Origin of the sequence: Streptomyces sp. HNM0574, assembly GCF_012726235.1 — a bacterium.
GTDB lineage: Bacteria > Actinomycetota > Actinomycetes > Streptomycetales > Streptomycetaceae > Streptomyces.
On record NZ_JAASAH010000009.1, the window covers coordinates 40,782 to 60,386 of the forward strand.

Genomic DNA, 19,605 nt, shown 5'->3' on the forward strand with positions numbered 1-19,605 from the left:
CGGGGCTCAGCCCGCCGTCCCGGCCCGCACGGCCGCCCGGTGCGCCGCCCGGGCGCGGCGGGCCAGGGGGAGGTAGCGCCACCGTTCGGGCAGCAGCGGGACGAGGACGCTCACGGCGCGGCCGAAGCGCCGCAGCCGCCGCTCCTGCCGCACCGTCCACGGCAGCCCGATCGCGGCCCGCGCCTCCGGCGGGATCAGGCCGATCGTGAGGAACCGGCGGAAGCGCCCCAGCGGCGGGTACAGCACCGGCCACAGCACCCGCAGCACGCGGCGCAGCGGCCGCGGGCCACGGTCCGGCGGGGGCACCGGGCCGGTGCCGACGAGCTCCCGCACCACGGCGGTGCACTCCAGCTCCTCCGCCAGCACCCGCCGGTAGTACGGCCAGAACTCCTCGACCGTCCCCGGCATGTCCCGGTCCCCGACCCCCAGGACCCGGCCGACCCGCAGCCACTCCGCGTACAGCCGCCGCTCCTCCCCCGGCGTGTACGGGCGGCGCCCCAGGTACCGCTGCGCGTGCCGGTAGACGGGGAACCCGGTGGCGTGCACCCAGGCGTACGGGCCCGGCGCGAGCGCGTGATAGGCGCGGCCGCGGGTGTCGGTGCCCCGGATGCCACGGTGCAGCCCCCGCACCCGCCTCCCCTCCTCGACCGCCGCCGCGCCCCCGTACACCCACAACTGCACACTCCGCAGCGACCGCGCCCCACGCCCCCACGGATCGCTCCGGAACCCGCTGTACGCATCCACCCCCGCCCCCACAGCCGGATGCGCGACCTGCATCACCATCGCCGCCGGCAGCATCATCACCCCCCGCACCTCCCCCGCCACCTCCCACAACATCCCCCCGGGAGGCGGCGGCACGGGCTCCCCACACCCCCGCGCGCCACCACTCCGGGCCACGTCCATGTCCCCATGGTGGGGGTGGGGGCGGGGGTGTGCGCGGTCACGGCTCGGGGAACTCGTCGTACCCGGTGATCCTCCCCATCCACGCCTCCAGGGTGGCGACGAGCTCGTCGAGGTGAGGAGTGGTGCGGGAGGCCCGCTCGTCGTCCCAGCCCGGGTCGAGGACGACGACGCGGAAGCCGGCGCCCGCGTACCAGCCGACATCGATGTTGATCTCCCGGGCCCGCAGGCTGCCGATCTCGCGGTCCTCCGCCAGCTGCTCCGCGGTCAGCCACGGCCGTGGGGCAGTGCGGGCCCAGTACAGATCCTCGGAGTCGTTGACCTCGACCCGTCCGTCCGGAAGACGCCGGGCGTCCAGCGCGTTGTGGATGACGTTCCAACCGGCCGGGACGCGCAGCGGGATGGCGTTCCAGTCGTCGGAAACAGCCGTGGACAAGGCGGAATGAGGCGGAAGCTCGAACACCGGGCGCATGCGCCGACACCGTAGCCGAGGATTCCTCCCGGAGCATTACCCGGCAGCCGCCCAACTCGCCGCAGGCGTCGGGCAGTTCGGGGTGGCGCAGCCTCCGGGGCGCTCGGACGTGTGCCTGTCCGCGGAACGCCGGCCCACTACGATCGGCCCGCCGATGGGAGTCGAGTAGCGAGGGGCCGCGCCGTGGACCTGGACGAGATGTTCGGCGAGGGATGGTGTGTGACGCTCTCTCCCCGGCCGGTTGCCGAGACTCTGCGGGTGATGGGTGTTGCGGAGCCGGTGGAGTGCCCCGAGGGGCTGGACGGTGCTTCGCGCTTCCTCGAAGAGGGGGCGGGGGCCTTTGTGCTCGGGCGTGAGGTGCGTGGGGGCTGGGTGCTCGCTGTGGAGTTCGACAGTTGGGCCGGGTGTGAGCACGAGGTGCTGGGTGCGCTCAGCGCCGGCGGACGGACCGCCGTCGGCGCCTACCGCGATCCCGACACGAAGACGGCGACCGTCGCGCACGACGGTGACGTCCTCGGCTTCCTGGAGCTGTCCGGCGGGTACTTCGGCGGCCCGTCCGGCGCCGTGGACACCGGCCACCCCGTCGTCCGTTCGCTCACCGCGGCCGGCTTCGACGCGTCCGACGCGTGCGAGCCCACGGGCGAGGCCGACACCGAGGAGCCGGACGGCTGCCTCCTCCTCGCCGTGCGCGTGCTGACCGGCGTGACGCTCAGCGCGGCCGACTTCGAGGGGCCCTGGAGCGGTGGCGCCTTGCGGAGCGCCTGCTGACCCGGCGGCGCGGAGCGGCTGTTCAGGCGCCCCCGTGGACACCCCGTGAAGGTCCGGCGGAGGAGCTGGGGCACGTGGGTTAAGCGTCGGAGAAATCCGGCCGTGGGTGGGGTGGGGGCCGGAGGGGGTAACTGGGGGTAGGGGGAGGGAAGTTCGGTGGTGGGGCGGGTGGGGAGTGGGGGGTTACGGGGGTGGTGGGCGGGGAGGTTGGGGCTGCGGGAGGGGGTTCTCGGCCATGAACCGGTCCCGGCCGCATCACAAGATCTCCAACTCGCCTATATTGGTGCGGCGCTGATCGGACTGTCACGGCTCCTGACTGCTCACTGTCCGGACCTGTCCACAAGGACCCTGATACATGACCCCCGTTACCACCCCGTCGCAGCAACTCCCCCCGCCGGAAGGGGGTGTTCGACGGCCTCCGAGCAGGAGTACGGGCACTGCCCTCGCCCTGCTCGGTTCCGTACTCGTCACCGGGCCCGCCTGGCTGCTGGTGGTGTACTCCACCGAGCCGACGGACAGTGCCGCGCCGGCCTGGACGGCGGGGGTGGCGGCGCTGCTGCTGACGGCCGCCGTGACCGTCGCCGCGTACTTCCACTTCACCGCGCGTGACCTGCGTGCCCGGGTCGCGGCCAAGGACGGCGAGATCGCGGCGGGCCACGCGCGCAACGCGCGCCTGGCCGACGAGATCGCGCCCGCCGTCGTCGAGCGACTGCGCGCGGGCGCGGCCGCCAAGACGGCGCTCGCCGACGCGCCGCCGGTCGAGGACCCGGCGCACGCACGGCTGTTGAACGCCCTGGCCACCGAGGTGCACCGGGGCGAGGGCCTGCGTGCGGCCGCCATGGCGGCCTGCGCGAACGCCGCGGGCCGGGTGCAGGCGCTCGCCACGAGCATGGCCGCCGACCTGCGCGACATGCAGCACCGGCACCAGGGCGAGGACATCCTCGGCGACCTGCTGCACCTGGACCACCGGACCGCGCAGGCGGGCCGGATGGCGGACTCCATCGCCGTGCTCACCGGCGCCCGTTCGGGCCGCCGCTGGGCGAAACCGATCGGGATGGAGAGCATCCTGCGCGGCGCGATGGGCCGGATCAGCGGCTACCAGCGCATCCGGCTGCACTCGTCCACCGAGATCGCCGTCGCGGGGCACGCGGCCGAGGGCGTCATGCACGCGCTGGCCGAACTGATGGACAACGCGGCGAACTTCTCGCCGCCGACGTCCGAGGTCCACGTGTACGTCGAGGAGGTGGCGGCCGGTGTGGTCGTCACCGTCGAGGACGGCGGGCTCGTCATGGGCGAGGTCGCGCTGCGGCGCGCGCAGCAGGCGGTCTCGGTGGAGTCCGGTGACCTCTCGACGCTGTCCGGTACCCGGCTGGGCCTGCCCGTCGTGGGGCGGCTCGCGCGCAAGCACGGGCTGGCCGTCTCGTTCCGGCCCTCGGCGCACGGCGGCACCGGCGTCCTGATGATGATCCCGCAGGAACTGGTCACCGAGGTCAAGCGGGAGAACCCCGCGGCCCCGGCGGCCGCAGCCCAGGTCCCGGCGCAGGGCCAGGCCCAGGCGCAGACCCCCGCGCGCCCCCGGACCAGGCCCCAGGACCCCAGGGAGCACACCCGCACGGAGTCCGCCCGCACCGAACCGACCCGCACGGAACCGGCCCGGACCGAACCCGCCGCGCCGGAACCCACCCGCCCGGCACCCGAGGCACCCCGTCCCGAGCCCGCGCGCGGTGAGCCCACGCGCGGCGGCGAGGCCGCCCAACCCCTGCCCGCCGAGCGGCAGTCGGGGCAGAACGCGGCCGGTGCCTCGCCCGACGAGGACACCGTCCGGATCGAGTACGGCGAGAGCGGGCTGCCGAAACGCCGCCGGGGCCAGACCCTGGCCGCCGCGCGGGACGGCCGCGCGGCGGCGCGGGAGTCCGCGCAGCGGCCGGCGCCGCGGCGTTCGGCCCAGCAGTCCGGCTCCCGGTTCGGCGCCTTCCGCTCGGCTGTGCAGGGCACCTCGTCCCCCACGGCCGACAGCACCAGCACCGGGGCGGCCGACCAGACCAGCGGTGCCCCCGGTCACCAGGACGACGGCCACCCCGAGGCCGCCGGTCCGACCAACCCCTCTCCCACTCCCCCGTCCCGCCCGGAGAACGAAACCGAATGATGACCGACAGCAAGCTCGACTGGCTGCTGGAGAACCTGCTGGAGCGCACGCCCGGCACGCGGCACGCCCTTGTCCTCTCCCGCGACGGCCTGCGGCTGTGCCGTACGCCCGAACTGACCGTCGACCAGGCGGATCAACTGGCCGCGATCAGCGCGGGAATCCAGAGCCTCTCGCACGGCGCCTCCGTGGAGTTCGGCGACGGCGACCCCGGGGTGCGGCAGGCGATGGCCGAGTTCCACGGCGGCATCCTGTTCGTCGTCGGGGCCGGTGACGGCGCGCACCTCGCCGTCGTGGCCGACGAGGACTCCGACGTCGGGGTCATCGGGCACAACATGAACGAACTCGTGGAGCAGCTCGGCGAGTACCTCAGCGCGCCGCCCCGCAGCGACGAAGGCAGCGGTCCGGCATGACGCGGCCGGGCCGGGACGAGAACCCCGACCGGCTGTACACCGTCACGGGCGGTCGCAGCCGGTCGGACTCGGACGCTTTCGACCTCGTCACCCTCGTCGTCAGCGAATGCGATCCGGTACCCGGAATGCAGTCGGAGCACGCCACCATCCTCCGGATCTGCCGCAACCCCACGGCGGTCGTGGAGCTGGCCTCCGACCTGTCCCTTCCGGTGAGCATCGTCCGCATCCTGCTGGGCGATCTGCACGCGGCGGGCCGGGTCACGGCCCGGCACCCGCGGACGGCCGCTTCTTCGGACCGACTCCCCGACCCAGAAATCCTGAAGCAGGTGCTCGTTGGACTCCGCAATATCTGACCCGAACGCCGACCGCCCCCCGCTCAGCGCGACCGCAGAGAACGGGCTCAAGATCGTCGTGGTCGGCGGTTTCGGGGTCGGCAAGACGACGATGGTCCAGTCCGTCAGCGACATCAGGCCGCTGAGCACGGAGGAGACCATGACGCAGGCCGGTGAGGGCGTCGACGACCTCACCGACGTGCGGGGAAAGACCACGACCACGATCGCCTTCGACTTCGGCCGGATCAGCCTGAACGCCGAGACCGTGCTGTACCTGTTCGGGGCGCCCGGGCAGGAACGGTTCTGGTTCCTGTGGGACCGGCTGTTCTCCGGCACGCTCGGCGCCGTCGTGCTCGTCGACACCCGGCGGCTGGCGGACTCCTGGTACGCCATCGACCGGCTGGAGCACCACGGCACGCCCTTCGTCGTCGCCGTGAACGACTTCGGCGGCCCCCGGCACACCCCCGAGCAGGTACGGGAGGCCCTGGACCTGCCGGAGAGCATCCCGCTCGTCGACTGCGACGCGCGCGCCCGCACCTCCAGCAGGGACGTGCTGATCACGCTCGTCAACCACCTCTACGCCCTTTCCACCGGGTCCGCGCCGGACGCCGCGTCCGTACCGGGGGCGGCAGACCCCGCGGACCCGGCGTACCCGACGGCCCCGGCGACCACCGCCCCGGAGCAGGAGCCCGCACCATGACCGAGCCCCTCAGCGAAGCCCACCTGTCCGCCGGAGCGCCCGGTGCGGGTGCCGCCCCGCCGCCCGGCTGCCCGGCGCACACGGCGGTGCACCCGGACGCGGTGCCGATGATGGGCCCGCGTTTCCAGAACGACCGGGCGCAGCTGTACCGGGAACTGCGGCGCGAGCACGGCCCGGTGGCGCCGATCGTGCTGCCGGGCGACGTGCCGGGCTGGCTCGTCCTCGGCTACCGGGAGCTGCACAACATCACCAACAACCCGGCGCTCTACAGCCGCGACTCGGCGCTGTGGAACATGTGGCCCGAGATCCCGGCCGACTGGCCGCTGCTGCCGATGGTGGGCAAGCAGCCGTCGATCCTGTACACCGTCGGCGAGCGGCACCAGCGGCGTTCGGCGCTGGTGAGCGACGCGCTGGACTCGGTCGACCCGTTCGAACTGCGGGACCACGCCGAGCGGTTCGCGGACGTCCTCATCGACCGCTTCTGCGGCCGCGGCGACGCCGACCTGATCGGCGAGTACGCCAAGGCGCTGCCCGCGATGGTGCTGGCCCGGCTCTACGGCTTCGGCGACACCGAGGGCGCCGAGCTGGTCCCGCACATCAACGCGCTGGTGAACGGCACCGAGGGCGCGCTGGAGGGCCGGGACCGGATCATGAACGACATGAAGCGGCTGCTGCGCGAGCGGCAGACGCGTCCCGGCGCGGACGTCTCCTCGGCGATCCAGGAGCACGAGTACTCCGGCGAGTTCACCTTCGACGAGATCGTCGAGGACATGATGGTGAACATCATCGCGGGGCACAATCCGACGGCCGACTGGATCGGCAACACCCTGCGGCTGATGCTCACCGACGACCGGTTCGCCGTCTCGCTGTCCGGCGGGCGGCACAGCGTCGCCGAGGCGATGAACGAGGTGCTGTGGGAGGAGACTCCCTCGCAGAACATCGCGGGCCGCTGGGCGACCCGCGACACCCAGCTCGGCAACAAGCGCATCCGCCAGGGCGACCTGCTCATCCTCAGCTTCGCGGCGGCCAACGCCGACCCCCAGATCAGGCCGGACCAGCACACCTTCACCGGGGGGAACAACGCGTTCCTCTCCTTCGGCCACGGCGACCACCGGTGCCCGTACCCGGCGCAGGACATCGCCGAGGGCATCGCCCGCACGGGCGTCGAGGTGCTGCTGGACCGGCTGCCGGACGTGGACCTGTCGGTGCCTCCGCGCACGCTGGCCTGGCGCCCCTCGCCCTGGCTGCGCGGACTGGAGTCGCTGCCGGTCCACTTCACACCCACCACAGCAGCTGGAGGACATGGATGACTTCCTGCCCCGTGACCGGAGAGAGCAGCGCACACGGAACGTACGACAGCCCGGGCCGCACCGGCCCGGGCTGCCCGGCGTCCGGGGACGGACTCGTCGTACTGGACCCGCTGGTCGGGGATCTGGCCGGTGAAGGGGCACTACTCCGCGCGGCGGGGCCCGTCGCGCACGTCGAGCTGCCCGGCGGGGTGCGGGTGCGGGCGGTGACGCGGCAGGCCGAGGCGCGGGCGCTGCTGCTGGATTCCCGGCTGGTGAAGGACATCCGGCACTGGAAGGCGTGGAGCCACGGCGAGATCCCGCGCACCTGGCCGCTGATCGGCCTCGCCGACCCGGGCCCGAGCATGCTCACCTTCGACGGCGCCGAGCACCGCAGGCTGCGCACCCTCGCGGCGCAGGCGCTCACCCCGCGCCGGGTGGAGGCGCTGCGGCCGCGGGTGGAGGCGATCACCGCCGAGCTGCTGGACGCGCTGCCGGGCACGGCGGACGCGGACGGACGGGTGGACCTGCGCGCGCAGTTCGCGGCGCATCTGCCGATGCGGGTGATCAGCGAGCTGATGGGCATCGAGGTGGCCGACCACCCGCGGCTGCACCGGCTGTACGGGAAGTTCTTCTCCAGCGTCACCCCGGCCGACGAGGTGCAGGCCGTCATCGCCGAGCTGTTCGGCTTCTTCCGCGAGGTGGTGCGGGAGAAGCAGCGCACCCCGGGTGACGACCTGACCAGCGCGCTGATCGAGGCCTCGGAGAACGGCGACCGGCTCACCGAGGACGAAGTCCTCGCCACGCTCCAGGTGATGATCGCGGCCGGGCACGAGACGACGGTCAGCCTGGTCGTCAGCGCGGTGCGCGCGCTGCTGACCCACCCGGATCAACTGGCGCTGCTGCGCGCCGGCGAGGTGACGTGGGACGACGTGATCGAGGAGACGCTGCGCTGGGACCCGCCCACGACGCATGTGCTCATCCGGTGCGCGGCCGAGGACATCGAGGTCGGCGAGGACACCATCGCCCAGGGCGAGGCCGTGATCATCTCGTACGGCGCGATGGGCCGGGACGAGGTCCAGTACGGGCCCACCGCCGGGGAGTTCGACCTCACCCGCGCCTCGAAGCGCCACCTGTCCTTCGGCCACGGCCCGCACGTCTGCCCCGGCGCCCCGCTCTCCCGCCTGGAGGCCCGCACCGCCCTCCCGGCCCTCTTCGACCGCTACCCCGCCCTGTCCCTGGCGGTCCCCCCGGAAGACCTGCGCAACAAGCCGGCGGTCACCCAGAACGACCTCTACGCCCTGCCCCTCCACCTCGGCTGACCCCACTTCCCCGCGCCCCGACAAGGGGCGCGGGGAACGGCGCAAAGGGGCGCGGGGAACGGCGCGACCGGCCACGACGGCCCCGCGGCCCGCGAGGCACGCACCGGCCCGAACGCCCGCTACTCGACCGGGTGTTGACCCTCCGCACGCGCACGGGCGATCCGGTCCACCCGCCCCCGCACCAGGAACCAGCCACCGGTCAGCAACACCGCCAGCACCGGCACCATCATCAGGGTGGGCCGCCCGATCGCGGTGTCGTTCCACATCAGCCCCATCAGGCAGAGCAGGAACACGATCGTCACGATCTCGGTGTACGGCGACCACGGCAGCCGGAAGGACGGCCGCCGCAGCAGCCCCTCGCGGGTGCGGCGGACGAAAACCATGTGGCACAGCATGACCATGCACCAGGTGCTCATGACGCCCAGCGCCGAGATGTTCAGCACGATCTCGAACGCCTTGCCCGGCACGACGTAGTTGAGCCCGACGCCGAGCACGCAGACGGCGCAGGTCAGCAGGATGCCGCCGTAGGGCACCTTGCTCTTGTTCATCCGGCCGGTGAAGCCCGGCGCGGAGCCGGACATCGCCATCGAGCGCAGGATGCGTCCGGTGGAGTACAGGCCGGAGTTGAGGCTGGAGGCGGCGGCGGTGAGCACGACGAGGTTCATCACGTCACCGGCCGCGGGGACGCCGATGTTCGAGAGCACGGTGACGAACGGGCTCTCCCCGTCGTTGTAGGCGCTCCACGGCAGCAGCAGCGCGAGCAGCACGACGGAGCCGACGTAGAACACGCCCACCCGCCACATGATCGCGTTGACCGCCTTGGGGACGACCTTGTGCGGTTCGGCGGTCTCGCCCGCGGTCACGCCGACGAGTTCGACGGAGGCGTACGCGAAGATGACGCCCTGCATGACGAGCACGACGGGCACGACGCCCTCCGGGAAGAAGCCCCCGTTGTCGGTGATCATCCCGAGCCCCGGCGTGCCCTCGCCGACCGGGTGCCGGGTGGCGATCAGGAAGATGCCGATGCACATGAACAGCACCATCGCCGCGACCTTGATGATGGCGAACCAGAACTCCAGCTCGCCGAAGATCTTCACCGAGATCAGGTTGATGGCCAGCACCACGGCGAGCGCGACGAGCGCCATCAGCCACTGCGGGATGTCGCTGAACAGGCTCCAGTAGTGGGTGTAGAGCGCGATGGCGGTGATGTCCGCGATGCCGGTGGTCGACCAGTTGACGACGTACATCCACCCGGCGACGTACGACCCCTTCTCGCCGAGGAACTCCCGCGCGTAGGACACGAAGGAGCCGGAGGAGGGCCGGTGCATCACCATCTCGCCGAGCGCCCGCACCACGAAGAAGGCGAACAGCCCGCACACCGCGTACGCCAGGGCCAGCGCGGGCCCGGCCTGGGCGAGACGGCCGCCGGCGCCGAGGAAGAGGCCGGTGCCGATGGCGCCGCCGATGGCGATCATGTTGATGTGGCGGGCCTTGAGGTCCTTGCTGTAGCCGATGTCCCCGGCGTCGGGAGCACTTGCCAGGCCCGCACCCCCGGTCTTCGACACCGGCGGTTCCTGCGCCGGGGCGCCGGAGAACGGGGCGGATGGTCTGCTCACGATCGGTCTCAACTCATTCCGGTCTCGCCTGTCGCCGTCCGGGGCGGTCCGGCCCCGGTGGCCGAAACCACGCCTTTCCCCGGGGCCCCGGACCATGCGGTGGTATGGGTCACACCTGCCTTCCGCGTACTCCCCGTGTGCGGCAAATGTGGTGAGACACCAGTACTGTTGAACGGCTTTCGTACCCTGCCGCACACTGGCCGTGGTACGGACAGCGGACAGGACGTCGGCAGAGAGGCGCGGGCGATGGACGGGCAGGCGGCACGGGCGGACGCGGACCAGGCCGGCGCGGGCGAGCCGGGCGGCGGCGCGGCGGCAACGGCGCGTCCCGGCACGGCGGGTGGCACCGCCGACGGCGAGAACCTCACCGTCGACCAGCTCGCCGCGCGGGCCGGCGTCACGGTACGCACCGTCCGCTTCTACAGCACCCGGGGCCTGCTCCCGCCGCCCGCCATCGGCCCCCGCCGCGTGGGGCGTTACGGGATGGAGCACCTCTCGCGGCTGGCGCTGATCGAGGAGCTCCAGCACCAGGGCATGACGCTCTCGGCCATCGAGCGCTACCTCCAGCGCCTCCCGGACGACGTCTCGCCGCACGACCTGGCGATACACCGCGCCCTGGTCGCCTCCTGGATGCCGGACACCGTCGACGAGGCCACCCGCGAGCAGCTGGAGGGGCGCGTGGGGCGGGAGTTGGGGGACGACGACCTGAAGCGTCTGGAGGCGATGAACGTGCTGACCGCCACCGACGACCCGGGCGTCTTCCGCGTCGACCCGGGCCTGGTGCACCTCGGGGTGCGGCTGCTGGACGTGCCGATCTCGCAGGAGAGCATCGTCGCGGCGCGGGAGGTGGTGCTGGAGCACACGCGGTCCGCGGCACGGGAGTTGAGCCGGCTGTTCAAGGACGAGGTGTGGCGCCCGTACCGCCAGAAGGAGGCGGACCCGGAGCAGGTCGAGCGGATGAAGACGCTCTCCGCGCACATGCAGCCGATGGTCCTCCAGGCGCTGGTGACGGCCTTCCAGCGCTCCCTGAACGACGAACTGCGCGGCGCGTTCCCGGAGGAGGGGGCGCCGCGCGTGGGGGGCTCCTGACCAGTGCCGCCATCTTCACCTATTGATTTTCGATAGATACCGATCGACAATCGATAGATGCATCCCTTCCTCACCGGCGTGCTCCGGGCCGGCATCGCGGTGGCCGTCGCGCTCGGCTTCTTCGGCCAGATCGTGGTCATCCCCTCGACGGCCGCCGCCGAGGTCGAACTCTTCCCCGCGTACGCCCCGTTCGCCACGCCCTACGTGACGGTGGCGATCCTCGGCGTCGCCTGCGTCCAGGTCGCGCTGGTCGCCGTGTGGCGGCTGCTGGGCATGGTCCGGCAGGGGGCGATCTTCACGGGGCTGGCCTTCCGCTGGGTCGACGTCGTCATCGGCGCCGCCGTGGTGGCCACGGTGCTGGCGGCCGGTGCCGCCGCGCACCTGGCCGTGGCCGAGATCCCCTCCCCCGGCGACAGCATGGACGTCGAGAGCGCCCTGGCCGCCGCGGTCGTGGCCGCCGCCACGGGCGCCGCCTTCGCCATGCTCACCCTGGTCATGCGGGGCCTGCTGCGCAGGGCCACCGAGCTCGACGCGGAGATGGCCGGGGTCGTCTGATGGCGATCGTCGTCGACCTCGACCGCCGCCTCGCCGAACGCCGCCTGTCCGTGGGCGAGTTCGCCGCCGCCGTCGGCATCACCCCCGCCAACCTCGCCGTCCTCAAGAACGGCCGCGCCAAGGCCATCCGCTTCACCACCCTCGACGCCATCTGCCGCACCCTCGACTGCCAGCCGGCCGACATCCTCCGCTGGGTCCCGGACGGGGCGCCCGACGCGGACTCATGAACGGACGGACACCGACCCTGCTCGCCGGACTGCACGGCACCCTGCGCACCCACCCGTGGATCGAGGACGCGGGCGGCGAAGACGTTCCGGACATGTTCGGGCTCGCCGTGGACCGGGCGGAGGCGTACGGATGGAGCTCGACGCACCTGGGCGCCGGTGCGGGACTCGCGGGACAGCGCTGGGCGCACAGCGACGCGGGCGAGGACTGGACGCAGGACGGCCGGGTCCGTCAACTCGGCCGGCTGCAGTGCACCGTCGAGAAGCTCCGGAACCAACGCCTGCCCGCCATGACCGTCCTGCACGACGGTCTGACGCGGATCGGTGACGTCCGCCTCACCGGAGCGCACGTCCCCGCGCCCACCCACCTGACCGTCGACAGCAGCGTCCCGCGGGCCGTGGCGGCGGGCTGGTTCGCATTTTCCGACCCGGACGGACGTGAATCCCTTGGCGGTGACCGTGCCTGCCGGGCAGCCCCGGGAGGTCAGGGCCTCCGCTGACACCGTGCCGGCCGCCACGGAACGAGCTCACGGACTCGACGCCTTCCGGGCCACAACTCCTCGTCCGGCCACGGAACTTACCGGCCTCGCGCTGGAGCCACCGGAACAGAACCTCTTCACCGGCGGCATGCAACCCACCCTGTCCTTCGCCTGCGAGACCCGCGAGTGGACGCTCGGCACCGCCGCCTGGATCACCGAGATCACCCTGGACGCCCTCCGCGCGGCGGGCACCGCCAAGCCGTGCCCGCTCACCGTCTCGCGGGAGGCGGAGTGACCCGGCGTACGCCGTGGCGGGCCGTGCGCCTACCTCAGTGGTTCGCTCAGCTCGACGGCGCGCAGGGCCGCCGCCAGGGCCGGTTCGTCGGCGAAGTCGAGGGCCGTGTCGGTCAGCTTGATGACGTGTTCGTCGCCGTGCTCCAGGGCCCGTTCGAAGACCTCTTCGGGAGTGCGGGTGCCCGGCGGGGTGCAGGCGACCGGGGTGTCGGGGGCGTACATCGCGGTCACCGCGGCGGAGGCCGTCCAGGCGGCCCGCAGGCTCGGTACCCACAGGGCGTGCGGGAGCGCGGGCAGGGTGCGCAGGACGGCGTTGGGCGCCGTGGCCGCGTGGACCAGCATCGTCTCCTCACCGTGGCCGTGGGTGGCGTACCGGTGGGTGGCCGCCCGTACCAGTTCGGTGAGGCGGCGGCGCGCGTCGCCCGGGTCCGTGACCTCGGCCGCCCACACCGGCAGGCCCCGGACGCGGTCGAGCCTGGCGGGGAACTCACCCTCCCGTACCGCGACGGGCGGGACCGCGTCGAGAGCGGCGGCCGCGCTGTCGGCGCCGGGCAGTTGGGCGAGCCCCGCGACGGGACGGTGGCGGGCGGCCCAGTAGCCGAGGCCGTGGGCGAGTTCGGCCAGCCGGGGTGCGGTGCTCTCGCCGGCCAACAGCGTGCGCACGGCATGGCCCACGCGGATCACCGGGTGCGTCGACCCGCCGTACATGCCGGGCAGGAGACGCGGCCACCACTGGGTGAGGACCTCGCGCCAGGGGCGTGCGGCGATCTCGCGCTCGAAGTGGCTGATCCAGTCGGCCGCACGGCGCGGGTCGCCGAGCGCGGAACGCCAGTTGCCGGCCGTGACCGGCTCGACGCCGGACGGGAACTCCTCCAGCTTGTCCGCGTACAGATCGAGCCAGCGGTGCACCGAACGCGCCTGTCCGTGAGCGGCGAGGGCCTCGACGGCCATCGGCGCGTGATTGGTGAGCCGTCCGAGCCGCTCCGGCCCTGAGCCGTGCAGCCGCTGGAGCGCCTCGTCCAGGGTCCCTGTCGTATCCATGGCGAGGACGTTAGGGCGGGGCGCCGGGCGGCGTAACGGGCTGGAGACGTAGGCACCCGGCCTAGGTCCTGCCCGGCTTGTGCGATGAGTTCGGCCGCCCCTGCCAGTCTGTATCCGTGCCGTGCGGTCCGATCACTGCTACTTCGGAGAGAAGCTGATGTCCGACACCACCTGCCACATGTCGATCTCGCTCGACGGTTTCGCCGCCGGACCCGAGCAGAGCCGGGAGAACCCGCTGGGCACGCGCGGCCAGGAGCTGCACGGCTGGCACATCGGCGATCCGCGCGCGACCGAAGCCGACCGGACGGCCGACAGCTGGCTGATGCGCCCGCGCGGCGCCTACGTCATGGGCCGGAACATGTTCGGGCCGGTCCGGGGCGAGTGGAACGAGGCGTGGGACGGCTGGTGGGGCGCCGAACCGCCTTACCACGCCCCGGTGTTCGTGCTCACCCACTACGCCCACGAGCCGATCAGGATGGCGGGCGGGACCACCTTCCACTTCGTCACCGAAGGCTTCGACGCCGCGTACGCGCAGGCGCTCGAAACCGCCGACGGCAAGGGCGTGGACATCGCCGGTGGCGCCTCGACTGTCCGCCAGGCACTCAACGCCGGCGTCATCGACGAACTCACCCTCGACATCGCCCCCGTCCTCCTCGGCAGCGGCGAACGCCTCTTCGACGGCATCGAATCCTTCGATTTCGACCCCGTCGAGGTGCTCCACTCACCGCTGACCACCCATATCCGCTATCGCCGGCGCGAGGTCTGATGAGCGGGCGCCGGGGGGGAGCATCTGCGGGTGGCGGACGCCCCCGCGTCACACCGGGCCGCCCGGGGCACTGGTGTGCGCGCCCTCGTGTCCGAGGTAGAGGATGCATGCCTGGCTTTCCGTGGGGGTTTCCCCGTGGCTCGCGGGGCAGTTTTTTTCGCGGAACTGGATTCCGGTGATGCCGAGTTCGCGGTTCCAGGAGATCCAGACGTAGCCGTGCGGGTCGGTCTCGCGGGCCGGGCCGGAATGGTCGCCGAGGTGGCCGGCGGAAATCTCGCAGGTGACTCCGCCCGACTCGTCGGTCATCAGCATCCCGTCCGTGATTCCGGACGGGACGGCGGGGACGACGTGGAGGAACGGCGCCCCGAGTACCACCCGTTCCCCGCATTCGCTGTACGGCAATTCCCGCTCCATTACAGGTAGATCTGCCGGTGGCAGCGCGCGCAGTGGATTTTCCCGGCGCGCTTCTCCGTTTCCGGATGCGTGCACGTTTTCTTCTCCGCCGTCTCAGCCATGGCGCAGCCACGGGAGCAGCGAGGCGACGGACGCGCGCCGGCGGCGGTGACGGCCGCCGGACGCCGGGTACGCGGTCTTGTCAACGGCCCGGGGCTCGTGGGCGGTTCGGGGCCGGTGCGGAGGGAGCGACAGGTTCACGTCCGCGCCCGGCGCCGTCCCGTGCCGCCTGGGCACGGCGTCCAGCGCCTCGTTCTGGAGCCGCACCATGTGGTCGAGTTCGGCGAGGCACGCGCCGCACGCGTACACCTGCCCGGCCGCGCCCGGCGTCCGCACCGGCCCGAGCCACAGCACGTCCGCACACCTGTTCCGGCAGTACAGCATGCACAGCCCGCGCACCCACGCGTTCCCGTCGTCCCGCTGAGCCGGCAGCGGCCAGCTGTCCCGCCACTGCCGGAAGTTGACCGACGGGGCGAATCCCCCCGGTGCGATCACGAGTGTCACTCCGCCTCCTCCGAGACCGGCAGAGGGACCACAGCACCGGGGCCGGTCAGCCACTCGCACCCGCCGCCTTCCGGGCGGAGGAACGCCACGTCGTACGCCCGTCTCGTGCCGGGGTCGCGCCACGGACCGATGTACATCAGGACCCCCACCCGCAGAGTGGCTTCGTCCCTGACGAGCCGCCCCGCTTCCCCGACCGTCTCTGCGCACGTCATTGCCGCACTCGCACCTTTCGCTCTCTGTGCCGAACTGCTCACAGCCTGGTGCTCCCGTGGCTACGCTGCCAGGGGCGACACCATGACAAGGCGCCTGTCAGGCCAGGGAGTTGAGGCACCGGGATGGCCACCGCACAGAAGCGCGGCAAGACCGCACGGGAGAAATACGGAACCGGCGAGGAAACGTCGTCGGCCCGAGTCAAATACGGGGAAGAACTCAGGTTGCGCCGTGAGCGCACGGGGATGACCCAGGAGGAACTGAGCGAGATCCTCTACTGCTCAGCGAGCCTGATCAGCCACATCGAGGCGGGGCGACGCCTGCCGACGGTGGAGGACGCGAAACGGATCGACAAGGCGCTGGGGGCTGACGGCTGGTTCGAACGCTGGCTGAAGGACCTGGAACCCAAGTACGCCGACCACTTCCAGGAAGCGGCCGAACTGGAGAAGCATGCCAAGGAGCTGCGGATGTTCAGCCCGCTCCTGGTTCCCGGGCTGTTGCAGACCGAGGAGTACGCCCGCGCCATCTACGCGGCCTACCGCCCCAACCACACGCCCGATTACCTTGACGGACTCGTTGTCAACCGCATAGAGCGATCACGGCTGTTGGACGATCCGGAGAACCCGGTGGTCTGGAGCTTGCTGGACGAAGCCGTACTGCACCGCAGAGTGGGCGGCCCCGGGGTAATGGCGCAGCAGCTCACCAGGATCGCCGACATCGCAGCCTCCGGCCGTCTCCGCATCCACGTGCTGCCGTACGGAGCAGGGGCCCACGCCCTCATGGAGGGCGCCGTCACTCTCATGTCCTTCCCTGACACAGGGCCCGCTGCCTACGTCGAAGGGCTGGCGACCGGTCGTGTGGTGGACAGCCAACGTGAGGTCGATGAGTATTACTCTGCCTACGATTTGGCATTGAGCGACGCGATGTCGCAGCAGCAGTCCCTGGCCCGGATTCGGGCTGTAGCGGAGGAACATGGAAATGCCCACTAAGACGATCCCCAACGCCTCGACTCTGTCCGGCTGGAGGAAGTCCAGCTACAGCGGCGGTAGTAACGGTGACTGCGTCGAGGTCTCCGACGCGCACCCGGCAGGCGTGCCCGTCAGGGACTCGAAGGCCCCCCAGGGCCCCGCGGTCGTGTTCGGTGCCGCCGCCTGGCACGAGTTCGTCTCGTACACCAAGGCAGGCCGGTTCACGGCCTAGAGCTCGCACGGTGACAGGGAGGGCCCCGCCAACAGCGCGTTGGCGGGGCCCTCTTCCGCTGAGTGGCCGGTTGTCGTCCTGTGCTCTCCCGGGCGGCTGCCGGTGGCCTCCTCACCACCCTCGACCTCATCGCCTCCGCCTGACCTTCTTCGCGGGGGGGGCGACCGTGCGTACGCAGGAAACCCGCCGCTGGGTCGTCGAACGATCGCTCGCCTGGATGATGAACGCCCGCCGACACGCACGCGACTACGAGCGGCTCATCCAGCACTCGGAGACCCTCATCACCTGCGCCGCCATCACCCTGATGACCCGGCGCATCACCCGCAGAGGACCCCGCACCGACAGCTGGACGAAGCGGCCCTGACCCAACCTGACACGATGACGGCCATGAATCCCCAGCCGGACCCCTGCCCCTGGCTCGGTTCTGACCAAGCGGCCGCAGACGTCCGGGCGGCTGCCGGACTCGTTTCCGCGCGCTATCCGGAAGCGACCGGAGCGGTGCTGGGCGGTTCTGCCGCCCGCGGTCAGTCCACTTCCAGTAGCGACCTCGACATCACAGTCCTTCTCCCCGATCACGGCATGAGACGTCGTGAGGTGCTTCGTCATGACGGCCGCTTGGCCGAGGTCTTTCTCAACAGCCGCTCCGACCTGCGAACCGCCTTCGCGGAAAGCCGCACAACGCGCAGGGCGACAGCACTCTTCCTCTTCGCCGATTCCATCGTTCTCCACGATGACGACGGTCATGTCGAGGCGCTCCGACAAGAAGCGAAAGCCCTGTTGACGGCAGGCCCGGATCCCCTGACAGGGCCTGAGCGCGATGCCCAGCGAGCCCTGCTCACAGACCTCCTGGACGACCTCACTGACACTGGCCCCAGCGACCCTCACGAACAGCTGGCGGTGGCAGACCGAGTCCTGCGCGAAGCGGCACATTTGCTCACCGCGCACCATCGCACGTGGAACGGCGCCGGAAAATGGCTGCCCAGGCGCCTGAAAGCGGCCGATCCCGACCTCGGCCAACACCTACTCGACGGACACCTCGCCCTGGCCAGGCACGCTGACCCGACATCGCTGACAACCTCAGCTATGCGAGTGCTGAACCTGACAGGCGGCCCTCTCCGCGAAGGCTACGTCGACCGCTGACACCTTGAACACCCGTGTCAGAGCCGATGCCAGCGGCCACGGGATCTCGGCAGGTTCAAAAACACCTACTGACGTCGCAGACGACGGGGCCGTCCACGGCGACGCGTGGCAGACGTTCCCCTCGGCACGGTTCACGGCGGCGGCTCAGGGGACTAGCGCACGCGAAACGGCTGATATTACTGGGGCATGCATGAAGAGGCCGCACGCTCTGCGATCGACACATTCATCTCCGCGTTCAACACCTCGGACGACAGCTACGTGGCTGACCTGCTCTCCCAGGCCCTGACCTCGGACGTGGTCTTCTGGGGGCCGTTGGGCCGCAGCGAAGGAATCGTGGAGGTCGAGCGGTTCGTGCTGGAGATCCGGCGTCACCCGGCGGGCAGCGGCACGATGGTGCGCTGCTCAGCGGTGGACATGCCGGACGAATGGGCCCGGTACCAGTGGGTCTTCACCACTCCCGACGGAGGCCCCCGCCTGGCGGGAACGGACGTCGTCCATCTGCGACGGGGCCTCGTCGACCAGATCATCGTCTTCGCCGGGGAGATCGAGCCGTCCACGTCCTGAGCCGAGGGCGCCCCAGGACCCCTCGCCCGGTGGCCGGTTGTCGCCCTGCGCTCTCCCACGACCGGCTTTCCGCGTCGGACCGAGTCCCCGTACGACGCCTGCCATTCCTTCGTATCCGGCGCCACGGACGGGCAGTTCACGGCCTGGGCACATCGAACGTCCCAGGGAGAAAGCGGCGTGAATGCCCTCGCGGAGCAGGTCATCAGTACCGGGCGGCTGGGTCTGCTGCCGCTGGAGGTCGAGCACGCCGGGGAGATGGCCGCCGTGCCGGCCGACCCGGCCCTGCACACCTTCACCGGCGGCGCTCCGGACACCCCGCAGGCCCTGCGCTCGCGTTACCGGCGCCTGGCCGCGGGCTGTCCCGACCCGGCCGTCTCCTGGCTGAACCGGGTGATCCGGCTCCGTGAGGAGTCCTGTCTGACGGGCACCGTCCAGGCGACGGTCGGCCCCGGTCCCGTCGCCGAGATCGCCTGGGTGGTGGGGACGCCGTGGCAGGGACGCGGCATCGCCGGCGAGGCAGTCCGCGGACTCGTCGCCTGGATCGGCCGCAGGCCGGTGCACACCGTCATCGCCCACATCCACCCCGGGCACCGGGCGTCCGCCGCCGTCGCCACCGCCGCCGGGCTCACGCCCACCGAGGAGTGGCACGACGGCGAAGTCCGGTGGCACCGGAGCGTCGGGGGATGACGTCGACGCAAGGTCAGTCCGTGCCCTCGACGATGCGGAAGTCGCGCTCGACGCCGTCGGCGAGGGCGGCCAGCGCCTCCTGGTAGGCCACGCTCTCGTGCGCCGCGACGGCCTGCTCGAAGCTGTCGAACTCGATCAGGATGGTGCGCTCGGCGACTCCGTCGTCGTGCGCCACGACTCGGCTGTCCAGAGCCGCGAGAAGCCGGCCGCCCCCGGCCTCGACCGCAGGACCGGCCAGCTTGTCGTAGGCGGCCAGCTTCTCGCGGTCGGAAATGGTGCGGTAGGAACTGACCCAGTAGCCCTTGGGCATGGACCCTCCAGTGTCGGGATGAGGACATCTGACGTACGGGGTCGCTCGGACGGGAGCGGGTGTCGGCAGCACTGTGGTGCTTCGCGAACCGGAGCGCAAGGAGTGCGCGGGCCGCACTCGCACTGCCCGGACGGCGT

Annotated in this window: 24 protein-coding genes and 2 pseudogenes; 19 read left to right on the plus strand and 7 right to left on the minus strand. The window is 71.7% G+C overall.

Annotation, left to right across the window (positions count from 1 at the left end; genetic code table 11):
* Window positions 1-6: 6 nt before the first annotated feature.
* Together HCC30_RS16770 and HCC30_RS16775 are read right to left on the minus strand one after the other, a co-directional pair.
* Entirely contained in the window at window positions 7-903 is an 897-nt protein-coding gene (locus HCC30_RS16770) for an oxygenase MpaB family protein (RefSeq protein WP_169443371.1), read from the minus strand.
* A 37-nt stretch (window positions 904-940) separates the two neighbouring features.
* Entirely contained in the window at window positions 941-1,336 is a 396-nt protein-coding gene (locus HCC30_RS16775) for a hypothetical protein (protein ID WP_169443372.1), read from the minus strand.
* A gap of 234 nt (window positions 1,337-1,570) precedes the next feature.
* Between HCC30_RS16775 and HCC30_RS16780 the strand changes: the two genes are divergently transcribed.
* The 7 genes from HCC30_RS16780 to HCC30_RS16810 all read left to right on the plus strand — a co-directional run bounded on the left by HCC30_RS16780 (window position 1,571) and on the right by HCC30_RS16810 (window position 8,336).
* Window positions 1,571-2,140 (plus strand): DUF6461 domain-containing protein, encoded by a 570-nt coding sequence (locus HCC30_RS16780; protein ID WP_240979669.1) that lies wholly within the window; start codon window positions 1,571-1,573, stop codon window positions 2,138-2,140.
* Window positions 2,141-2,495: 355 nt separating this feature from the next.
* Window positions 2,496-4,286 carry an ATP-binding protein gene (locus HCC30_RS16785; protein WP_169443374.1) on the plus strand — a complete coding sequence of 597 codons (1,791 nt, stop codon included), beginning with the start codon at window positions 2,496-2,498 and terminating at the stop codon, window positions 4,284-4,286.
* Window positions 4,283-4,696, plus strand: coding sequence for a roadblock/LC7 domain-containing protein (locus tag HCC30_RS16790; protein WP_169443375.1), 414 nt, complete (start codon window positions 4,283-4,285; stop codon window positions 4,694-4,696). The genes HCC30_RS16785 and HCC30_RS16790 overlap by 4 nt, the downstream gene beginning before the upstream one ends.
* Window positions 4,693-5,049, plus strand: a complete 357-nt coding sequence (locus HCC30_RS16795; protein WP_169443376.1) for a DUF742 domain-containing protein — start codon at window positions 4,693-4,695, stop codon at window positions 5,047-5,049. Before HCC30_RS16790 ends, HCC30_RS16795 begins: the two co-directional genes overlap by 4 nt.
* Window positions 5,030-5,728 carry an ATP/GTP-binding protein gene (locus HCC30_RS16800; protein ID WP_169443377.1) on the plus strand — a complete coding sequence of 233 codons (699 nt, stop codon included), beginning with the start codon at window positions 5,030-5,032 and terminating at the stop codon, window positions 5,726-5,728. The genes HCC30_RS16795 and HCC30_RS16800 overlap by 20 nt, the downstream gene beginning before the upstream one ends.
* 107 nt (window positions 5,729-5,835) lie before the next feature.
* Window positions 5,836-7,038 (plus strand): cytochrome P450, encoded by a 1,203-nt coding sequence (locus tag HCC30_RS16805; protein ID WP_240979670.1) that lies wholly within the window; start codon window positions 5,836-5,838, stop codon window positions 7,036-7,038.
* Window positions 7,035-8,336 (plus strand): cytochrome P450, encoded by a 1,302-nt coding sequence (locus HCC30_RS16810; RefSeq protein WP_169443378.1) that lies wholly within the window; start codon window positions 7,035-7,037, stop codon window positions 8,334-8,336. The genes HCC30_RS16805 and HCC30_RS16810 overlap by 4 nt, the downstream gene beginning before the upstream one ends.
* 119 nt (window positions 8,337-8,455) lie before the next feature.
* Here the strand turns inward: HCC30_RS16810 and HCC30_RS16815 are convergent, their stop codons facing one another.
* Window positions 8,456-9,901, minus strand: a complete 1,446-nt coding sequence (locus HCC30_RS16815; protein WP_346776671.1) for an amino acid permease — start codon at window positions 9,899-9,901, stop codon at window positions 8,456-8,458.
* Window positions 9,902-10,198: 297 nt separating this feature from the next.
* Here HCC30_RS16815 and HCC30_RS16820 point away from each other — a divergent pair, with 297 nt between their 5' ends.
* Genes HCC30_RS16820 through HCC30_RS16840 form a run of 5 tightly spaced genes read left to right on the plus strand, consistent with a single transcriptional unit; the run spans window position 10,199 to window position 12,594 of the window.
* Window positions 10,199-11,041, plus strand: coding sequence for a MerR family transcriptional regulator (locus HCC30_RS16820; protein WP_169443380.1), 843 nt, complete (start codon window positions 10,199-10,201; stop codon window positions 11,039-11,041).
* A gap of 57 nt (window positions 11,042-11,098) precedes the next feature.
* Window positions 11,099-11,596 carry a DUF2975 domain-containing protein gene (locus tag HCC30_RS16825; RefSeq protein WP_169443381.1) on the plus strand — a complete coding sequence of 166 codons (498 nt, stop codon included), beginning with the start codon at window positions 11,099-11,101 and terminating at the stop codon, window positions 11,594-11,596.
* A complete protein-coding gene (locus HCC30_RS16830) occupies window positions 11,596-11,823 on the plus strand; it encodes a helix-turn-helix transcriptional regulator (RefSeq protein WP_169443382.1) in 228 nt (75 codons plus the stop codon). Before HCC30_RS16825 ends, HCC30_RS16830 begins: the two co-directional genes overlap by 1 nt.
* Entirely contained in the window at window positions 11,820-12,320 is a 501-nt protein-coding gene (locus HCC30_RS16835; protein ID WP_169443383.1) for a hypothetical protein, read from the plus strand. The genes HCC30_RS16830 and HCC30_RS16835 overlap by 4 nt, the downstream gene beginning before the upstream one ends.
* A gap of 4 nt (window positions 12,321-12,324) precedes the next feature.
* Window positions 12,325-12,594 carry a hypothetical protein gene (locus HCC30_RS16840; protein ID WP_169443384.1) on the plus strand — a complete coding sequence of 90 codons (270 nt, stop codon included), beginning with the start codon at window positions 12,325-12,327 and terminating at the stop codon, window positions 12,592-12,594.
* A 29-nt stretch (window positions 12,595-12,623) separates the two neighbouring features.
* Here the strand turns inward: HCC30_RS16840 and HCC30_RS16845 are convergent, their stop codons facing one another.
* Window positions 12,624-13,634, minus strand: coding sequence for a questin oxidase family protein (locus tag HCC30_RS16845; protein ID WP_169443385.1), 1,011 nt, complete (start codon window positions 13,632-13,634; stop codon window positions 12,624-12,626).
* 157 nt (window positions 13,635-13,791) lie between these two features.
* Between HCC30_RS16845 and HCC30_RS16850 the strand changes: the two genes are divergently transcribed.
* Complete coding sequence (locus HCC30_RS16850) at window positions 13,792-14,400, plus strand: dihydrofolate reductase family protein (protein WP_169443386.1); 609 nt, start codon at window positions 13,792-13,794, stop codon at window positions 14,398-14,400.
* Window positions 14,401-14,448: 48 nt separating this feature from the next.
* Here the strand turns inward: HCC30_RS16850 and HCC30_RS16855 are convergent, their stop codons facing one another.
* On the minus strand, window positions 14,449-14,802 hold the full coding sequence (locus HCC30_RS16855; RefSeq protein ID WP_169443387.1) for a hypothetical protein: 354 nt from the start codon (window positions 14,800-14,802) through the stop codon (window positions 14,449-14,451).
* A gap of 105 nt (window positions 14,803-14,907) precedes the next feature.
* Window positions 14,908-15,357 (minus strand): hypothetical protein, encoded by a 450-nt coding sequence (locus HCC30_RS16860; protein WP_169443388.1) that lies wholly within the window; start codon window positions 15,355-15,357, stop codon window positions 14,908-14,910.
* A 335-nt stretch (window positions 15,358-15,692) separates the two neighbouring features.
* Here HCC30_RS16860 and HCC30_RS16865 point away from each other — a divergent pair, with 335 nt between their 5' ends.
* From HCC30_RS16865 to HCC30_RS16890, 6 genes and pseudogenes are all read left to right on the plus strand, one after another.
* Window positions 15,693-16,556 (plus strand): helix-turn-helix transcriptional regulator, encoded by an 864-nt coding sequence (locus tag HCC30_RS16865; RefSeq protein ID WP_169443389.1) that lies wholly within the window; start codon window positions 15,693-15,695, stop codon window positions 16,554-16,556.
* Entirely contained in the window at window positions 16,546-16,767 is a 222-nt protein-coding gene (locus tag HCC30_RS16870; RefSeq protein WP_169443390.1) for a DUF397 domain-containing protein, read from the plus strand. Before HCC30_RS16865 ends, HCC30_RS16870 begins: the two co-directional genes overlap by 11 nt.
* Before the next feature lie 184 nt (window positions 16,768-16,951).
* A pseudogene (locus HCC30_RS29200) lies at window positions 16,952-17,221 on the plus strand (IS5/IS1182 family transposase); the annotation flags it as partial.
* A 23-nt stretch (window positions 17,222-17,244) separates the two neighbouring features.
* A pseudogene (locus HCC30_RS16880) lies at window positions 17,245-17,907 on the plus strand (nucleotidyltransferase domain-containing protein); the annotation flags it as partial.
* 186 nt (window positions 17,908-18,093) lie between these two features.
* Window positions 18,094-18,471, plus strand: coding sequence for a nuclear transport factor 2 family protein (locus HCC30_RS16885; RefSeq protein WP_169443393.1), 378 nt, complete (start codon window positions 18,094-18,096; stop codon window positions 18,469-18,471).
* Window positions 18,472-18,648: 177 nt separating this feature from the next.
* Window positions 18,649-19,158: a GNAT family N-acetyltransferase gene (locus HCC30_RS16890; RefSeq protein ID WP_169443394.1), complete on the plus strand. Its 510-nt coding sequence runs from the start codon at window positions 18,649-18,651 to the stop codon at window positions 19,156-19,158.
* 13 nt (window positions 19,159-19,171) lie between these two features.
* Here HCC30_RS16890 and HCC30_RS16895 read toward each other — a convergent pair whose 3' ends face one another.
* Window positions 19,172-19,468 (minus strand): DUF1330 domain-containing protein, encoded by a 297-nt coding sequence (locus tag HCC30_RS16895; protein ID WP_169443395.1) that lies wholly within the window; start codon window positions 19,466-19,468, stop codon window positions 19,172-19,174.
* Window positions 19,469-19,605: the final 137 nt, after the last annotated feature.